The sequence below is a fragment of the bacterium genome (assembly GCA_017744355.1).
In the GTDB taxonomy this organism is placed as follows: domain Bacteria; phylum Cyanobacteriota; class Sericytochromatia; order S15B-MN24; family UBA4093; genus JAGIBK01.
In genome coordinates, this window is sequence record JAGIBK010000009.1 from 146,989 (window position 1) to 153,674 (window position 6,686).

Annotated in this window: 5 protein-coding genes; 1 reads left to right on the forward strand and 4 read right to left on the reverse strand. The window is 68.1% G+C overall.

Going from position 1 to position 6,686, the window contains the following annotated elements:
• Positions 1–10: 10 nt before the first annotated feature.
• The 3 genes from J7643_18770 to J7643_18780 all read right to left on the reverse strand — a co-directional run bounded on the left by J7643_18770 (position 11) and on the right by J7643_18780 (position 4,836).
• Positions 11–1,192: an O-antigen ligase family protein gene (locus J7643_18770; protein MBO9542636.1), complete on the reverse strand. Its 1,182-nt coding sequence runs from the start codon at positions 1,190–1,192 to the stop codon at positions 11–13.
• Positions 1,189–3,282 (reverse strand): AAA family ATPase, encoded by a 2,094-nt coding sequence (locus J7643_18775; GenBank protein ID MBO9542637.1) that lies wholly within the window; start codon positions 3,280–3,282, stop codon positions 1,189–1,191. Before J7643_18775 ends, J7643_18770 begins: the two co-directional genes overlap by 4 nt.
• 147 nt (positions 3,283–3,429) lie before the next feature.
• Positions 3,430–4,836 carry a flippase gene (locus J7643_18780; protein ID MBO9542638.1) on the reverse strand — a complete coding sequence of 469 codons (1,407 nt, stop codon included), beginning with the start codon at positions 4,834–4,836 and terminating at the stop codon, positions 3,430–3,432.
• Positions 4,837–5,043: 207 nt separating this feature from the next.
• On the opposite strand from J7643_18780, the gene J7643_18785 reads away from it, so the two are divergent.
• A complete protein-coding gene (locus J7643_18785) occupies positions 5,044–6,174 on the forward strand; it encodes a glycosyltransferase family 4 protein (protein MBO9542639.1) in 1,131 nt (376 codons plus the stop codon).
• Between the two features lie 55 nt (positions 6,175–6,229).
• Here J7643_18785 and J7643_18790 read toward each other — a convergent pair.
• Positions 6,230–6,686, reverse strand: a 457-nt coding sequence (locus J7643_18790) for a hypothetical protein (GenBank protein MBO9542640.1), incomplete at its 5' end; no start/stop codon positions are given.

The window sequence follows — 6,686 nt, forward strand, 5'->3', positions numbered from 1 at the left end:
GCGGTTTCTCCTATCGGGTCGTGAGCGAAAGACGGGGACGAGGCGAAGGCGGCGCGCTGCGGGGCTCCTCCCCCACGAGCGCCACTTGTGCGGCCATGGCCAGGCCCACCCAGAAGACCTTGAAGCCCAGGAAGTGAAGGAAGACGGCGTCCAACAGCAGGCCGATCAGGGCAAGACGGATTGGTGAGACGAGCGGGTTCGAGCGGGGGAAGCGAAAGTGGGTGAAGAGGATGAGCAAGAAGGTGATCAGACCGGGCAGCCCCGCCTCGACGAAGGCCTCGAGGTAGGTGTTGTGGATCTCCATGAACCAGTAGAGGCCACTCGCGGCCCCCGCGACCGTCTTGAAGGCGTCCAGGCCCACGCCCGTCGGCCAGTGGGCGAAGCCCGCCTCAATCCCGACCCGCCAGAGGTCGGTCCGGCCGCTCCCGCTGGGGTCCTCCTGCAGGTTGAAGCGCCCAAGAGAGGTCGCCATTACGGTCAGGAGCCCCCCCGCGAGCACGCCCAAGGCCGCGAGCGTCTTCCAGCGACGCGCGAAGACCAGGCTGAGCACCACGATCGCCACCAGGGCTATCGCCCCGCCCCGCGACTGGGTGATCACGACGGCCGTCGCGCAGAGGGCGAGGATCGCTCCCCCCTCCAGGCGCCTGCCGCGCTCCTTGAGGGCCGTCAGGGCCAGGGAGAAGGGAAAGATGAGGTGCGCGGAGAAGAAGTTCGGATCCGTCTGTCCCCCCCACAGGTAAAGGGTCTCGCGTGCACCGTCGGTGAACAGCCGGCCCTGGAGGAAGGCCAGCACGATGCAAAAGGCCGCCACCCCGCCCCCCCACATCCACGCGCGCAGGCTCGTCCTGAGCTGGGGCAGCGAGAGGGGGGCCGCCGTGGCCAGCAGATAAAGCAGGCCGTGCAGGGCGCCCAGAAAGAGCGCCAGCTGAGTCGCCGCCGGATTGAGAGAGGCGAACGACGAGGCGGCACAGGCGAGCAGGAAGAGCACGACGGCGACGCTGCGGCCCGAGGCGCCCCGCGCCCCCGATCGCGGGGCGAGCGCCAGCAGCAAGGCTGCGCCCAGGGACAGGAGGGTCATCACAAAGCCAAGGCCGCGGCTCGCCAGGAACCCATCAAAGGGAAGCAAGAAGAGAAACAGGCACCAGGGCCACAGCCAAGCCGGCGTGGCCTCGGCAACGACCCGCGCGCTCATACATGGCTCCCCTCGGGAGCGATGAGATAAGGGCTGTACTCGGCGGCACGACGGGCCGGCGAGTTGCTGAGGACGATCATGCCGTGGAGGGGAATGCGCAGCGCCTGGAGCTGCTGCAGGGCCGGCAACAGGGTCACGGGCGTGACCCGCTGGAGGTTCGCGAGCATCAGCAAGCCGTCGGCCTGCTTGGCGATACGGGCGACCGTGGCGAAGAGGGCCATGGGCGGCATGTCGAGCAGGATGAAGTCATAGCTCTGCCGCCAGGTCTCGAGCCACTTGTTGAGCTTGCGGTGGACGCGGGCGAAGGCGAAGTCCACGGCGTCGGGCCCCGCCGGCAGCACGTCGATACCCGCCTGAGTCTGGATCAGGTCCGCGAGCGGAAGATCCGCGCACAGCAGCTGTGCCAGCCCCGGCTGAGTGGCACTCAGGCCGAAGAGGGCATGCTGCCTCGGGCGGCAGAAGTCGGCATCGACCACCAGGACGCGGTGGCCCGCCTCGGCCAGCCCCAGGGCGAGGTTCGCGACGGTCACGCTCTTGCCCTCGCCCGATAGAGAGCTGGTGAGGGCAAGGACATGGCCGCCCTTCTCGGGGCGATGGTCCTCGAGGGCGAAGCCCAGCGTCATCATGGCCTCGTGGTAGCGGGGGCTCGCCCCGCTGCGCACGACCAGCTCCCCGCCTCGCCGCTCGGCCGAGTTCAGGAGCGGCACGCTGGCCAGCACCTTGACGTCGGGCATGTAGGCGGCGAGATCTTGCGGCCGCACCGAACGGTCGAAGAGGTCACGCAAGACCCCGCCCCCGTAGGCCGCTGCCAGCGACAGCATGACGAGGATGGGCACCGCCTTGTCTTGCATGGGGCCGCCCGGCTTGGTGGGCAGGTTGGCGGGCTGGATGAGCTGACCGATGCTCGGGGCGATGGACATGGCCAGACGCGCCTCCTCGCGGCGCTGCAGGAGCTGCTGGTAGACCTGGCTCGCCACCTCGACCTCGCGGGTCAGGCGGGTGAGCTTGGTCTCCCGCTCGGGCAAGCTCGCCATGCCGGCCGTGAGGCGCGCCTGGTTACGCTTGGCGGCCTCGAGGCTGGCCTTGAGGGCGAGCAAATCGGTCTCGGCGCTCGTGAGCTTTTCGAGCAGTTGCAGCTTCACCCCCTCGACCGGCTGCGCCGAGACCGTGCGGCCTACCAAGCCTCGGATCTCGGCCGCCACCGCCGCGCGGAGCATGCTGAGGCGCTCGTTGAGCGCGACCATGTCGGGGTGATCAGGCGCCAAACCTTGGAAGCGCAGCGGCGAGGTCTCGGCTGTCAGCAACTGATCTTGAAGGGAGCGAAGCTTGGGGCTCTGGGCCAGGCTCGCCCCGTTAAGGGCGTCCCGGGTGCTCATCCCGAGTTGCGCGCGCAGGCTCGACACGCGAGCCTGCAGGCTCTTGAGCTCGACCTCCTGGGTTCGGATCGTGCTGTTGAGGGTGCTCAGGTCGGTGACCGAGGCCCGAATCTCCTCGGTCAAGGCCACGCTCCCGGCTCCCTGCTTGAAGCGCTCGAGGTTGCGCTCGGTCTCGGTCAGCCGGGTGCGCGCCGCCGCGAGCTGCTCGTCGGCGTACTTGAGGCCCTCGCCGACGCCCTCGCGCTGGTACTGCTGGTTGTAGCGCAGGTAGGCCCCGCAGAGGGCCTCGACCACCTGCTGCGCGCGATGCGGATCGCCCCAGGTGCAGCGCACCTCGAGCAGGTCCGTCCCCGTGACCGGCGCCACCAGAATCCGGCTGGCCAGTTGCTCGGTCGAGAGCGGCACTCCGCTCTTGTCGCGCAGGTCCAGCTGGGTGATGACCTCCTGAAGCAGGGGAGCGGCACGCATCAGCTCGACCTGGGTGTAGAGCGGATGGCTCGCCCCCGTCAGCTCGGGCAGGCCGCCGTTGGCGAGCTTGAGGCCCCCGATGCGCTGCTCGGGCCTCACCACGAGCAGCTTGGCCGATGATTGGTAGGTCTTGGGGAGCAGGGTAACCGCCGCGCTCCCACCCGCCAGGGTCAGCGCGAAGGCGATCCCCATCGCGCGCCAGCGACGTGCGAGCAAGCCCTTGAGACTCGGATCCTGATACGTCATATCTTCGTCCTCTTCTATATGGATGGGGAGACGGCCTGGATCGGACGCCCTGCATCCGCTCCATCATTCAAGATTCGGTTGCTCGCTCTTTAGTGAAGGTTCGACACAAGTTTTCGGCAGATCGCCCAGCGCAGGGGCCAAAACGACCTAGCCGCGCAGCAACTGAAGCTCTCCCTCCGTCAGAACCCTGCCGCGGACCAAGAGCAAGGGGTAGATAACGCCGAGCGCGACCGCCGCCGCCCAGAGCGGAACTCCGAGCCAGGCGAGCGGCAAGAGGATCGCCCCCGCCAGCACGAGGCCACGAGCCGCCGCCTCGCCGCCAGGGATGGCCGCGCCCCATAGCGGGCGCATTCCCCTCGCGAGCAAGGCCAGCATCACCAGCTCGGCGCAGAGGGCCGTTATGGCGGCGCCTTGCGCGTGGTAGCGCGCGATCAACACCAGGTAGGCCAACGTGCTGAACGCGGCGACGATGCCCACGCAGAGGGTGCGCCGTCGTTGCCGGTCGCACGCGGTCAGCGACGTGGCGAGCAGCTCGTTAATGAAGCGCAAGGGAATCACCAAGCTGAGTACGCGCAGCAAGGGGGCCGCAGGCGCGTAGGCCGGCCCGAACAGCGTCGCGACGATGCTCGGGGCGTAGAGGAAGGTGAACAGGGCGATCGGCATGGCCGCAAGCATCAAGAGCCTGGCCGCCGAGCGGCTGCAGGCGCCGAAGGCCTCGGGGTCCGAGAGGCCAAGCGCGCTCATGCGCGGAAACAGCGAGTTGATCAGGGCCAAAGCGATCATGGTGAGGGGAAGCACGAGCATCCCCACGGCCCGGTACTGGCCTGCCGCCTCTTCGCCTCCCCAGCTTGCGATCAAGATGACGTCGAGGCTGGTGTACAGCACGGTGAAGGCCACGTCCAGGCCGAACGGGAAGGCCTGCTTCAGGAGGCCCTTCTGGAGCGAGAGGCGCGGGACGGCGCGCTCCGTGAGCGGCAGGATGTGCCGAACGAACAGCACCGCGCTCACCAGCACGTTCACCGCCTTGCTGAAGACGAGGCAGGCGAAGTACGCCCACAGATTCGGCGGCAAGAAGGCCAGGTAGAGACCGCCGATCAAGATACAAGCACGCTCGCCGAAGACCGCCGCCCCGTCGAACTCCATGCGCTCGAAGGCGTAGAAGGTCGCCCGGATCAGCTGCGAAACCGCCGCGAGGACCATCTGGGCGCACGACAGCGCCAAGAGGGCGCTATAGACGCTGGCACGACTCGCCACCCCCAGCCCGAGCAGCACGGCGGAGCCCAGGAGGGCCAGTGGGAGCAGGGCAATGAGCGCGTTGACGAGGTAGTGGCGTGCTTGCTTGGGATCCCGGGCGATGGTGCGGGTCAGGAGATTCCCCAGGCCGAAGTGGAAGAGGAAGGCGCACACGCTGGCCAGACCCGCGATGAAGCCGATCTGGCCAAAGGCCTGGCTTCCCCATTGGCGGGCGAGGCAGGCGTTGACGAACAGGCCGCTCGAAAGCTCGATGCCACGGGTCAGCACCTGGAGGGCGGTGTTGAGAGAAACGCGATTCACCAGGGCCACCTCCGGAACGGACAACGAATGAAGGGCTGCTTGGAGCCAGCAGCATACCGATCCGAGCGGACGAGGGGGATTGGTGAAAATGCACAAAAGATTGTTGCGTTTTGGCAAGAGAAGCAGGCGAGCCTTGGTTTAAGGTGGACCCACCCCGGGCGGGCGTCTCCCGCCATTCTGCCCCCACCGCCTCGAGAGGAGCCTGCCATGCGCGTCGCCATCGTCGCCCTGTCCTGCCAGAACGGCGGGATGCTGCACTACGCCTCCCAGCTCGCCAACTCGCTCGCCTCTCAGGCCGAGGTCCACTTCTTCACCCCGGCCAAGCGCGAGCTCGCCGACTACCTCTCGCGCGACCTCACCCATCACCCGACGCTGCAGCTGAGCTATCCCGGCCAGCCGCTACGCACCTTGAGCCGACAGCTCAACCCGCTCGTCCACGGCCTCAACGCGCAGCGCATCCGCAAGGTCCGCCCGGACGTGATCCACCTGGTGACGGCCCACCCCGCCAACAGCCTGCTGTTGCCTTTGCTCGGGGATACGCCCGTCTGCTTCACCCTGCACGATCCGAGCGCTCATCCCGGGGAGAGCACGCCCCTCAAGGACTTCCTGATGCAGCGCACCATCGCCGGCGTCGACCGGCTCATCGTCCACGGCGAGGCCCTGCGCACGGAGCTTGCGGCGCAAGGGATCGAGGCTTCCCGGATCGCCGTGATCCCGCACGGCGACTACGGCTTCTTGTTGCGCCACGCCGGCGCGATCGCCGAGGAACCCATGATCCTGTGCCTCGGACGCCTCTCCGCCTACAAGGGCCTCGAGGTCCTCTGCCAAGCCGAGCGGCTCTTCGGCGACCGGCTTGGCGATTACCGGGTCTGCATCGCGGGGGAAGGGGACCCGGAGCTCTTCCGCGAAGAGATCGGGCCCTCCGGGCGGATCGACGTGATCAATCGCTTCCTCTCGGACGAGGAGGTCGCGCACCTCTTCCAGCGCGCGCGGCTGGTGGTGCTCCCCTACACCCAGGCGTCCCAGTCGGGAGTCCTGGCGATCGCCCAGGCCTTCGGGAAGGCGGCCATCGTCACGGACGTCGGCGGCTTGCCGGAGGCGGTCGCCTACGGCGAGGCGGGGCTCATCGTGCCCCCGCGCGACGCCTCCGCCCTCGCCGAGGCCGTCGTGCGCGCCTGGCACGACCCCGAGCTGCGGCAGCGGTTGGCGTGGGGTGGCCGCGCACGCGTGGAGCAAGAGATAGGCTGGCCGATCGTCGCGCAGCACCACCTCGCGCTCTACCGGCAAATGGGCGCGAACTCAGCCCCAGCGGGCGCCCCGCTCCCCCTGCGGAGCTGACCCGCAGGCGCAACAAGCGGGCCGGGTCGGAAAGCCGACCCGGCCCTTCATGTGCTTAGGGGTACGCGAAGGCTCCCAGGTCCAACCCCACATCGTCCCCTCGCTCGCGCCCTGCGAAGTCGGTGGTGATGCGGTAGGTGTTCCCCAGGTCGTCCGAGAAGGGCGGGACGGGCTTGCCCTTGCCGATTGCCGTCGAGGCCGACGTCAGGCGGAAGTCCTTGCCCTCCGCCGAGACGAACCCCGTCGGGGCGGCGAGCCAGAGGTTATCGTGAGCCTGGATGCTCGACTTGGAGGTGCCGTTGCTGATGGCAGAGCCAAGCGAGTAACCCAGGTTGTTCACGATCTCGGCCGTGCTCCGCTTGCTCCCGAAGTAGAAGGAGATGCGGTTGTTGATAAGGGTGTTGTGGGCGAAGAGGACGTTGGTGGGGCCGTTGTCGGGATCCCAGACGAAGCAGCCATGCCCGTTCGGATGGTCGTAGGAGAGGTTGTTGTAGACCCAGATCCGATCGGTC

Bases quoted from the DNA above. Each gene is read 5' to 3' on its own strand.
- J7643_18770 (MBO9542636.1), bottom strand. From the start codon at position 1,192: ATGAGCGCGCGGGTCGTTGCCGAGGCCACGCCGGCTTGGCTGTGGCCC.
- J7643_18775 (MBO9542637.1), bottom strand. From the start codon at position 3,282: ATGACGTATCAGGATCCGAGTCTCAAGGGCTTGCTCGCACGTCGCTGG.
- J7643_18785 (MBO9542639.1), top strand. From the start codon at position 5,044: ATGCGCGTCGCCATCGTCGCCCTGTCCTGCCAGAACGGCGGGATGCTG.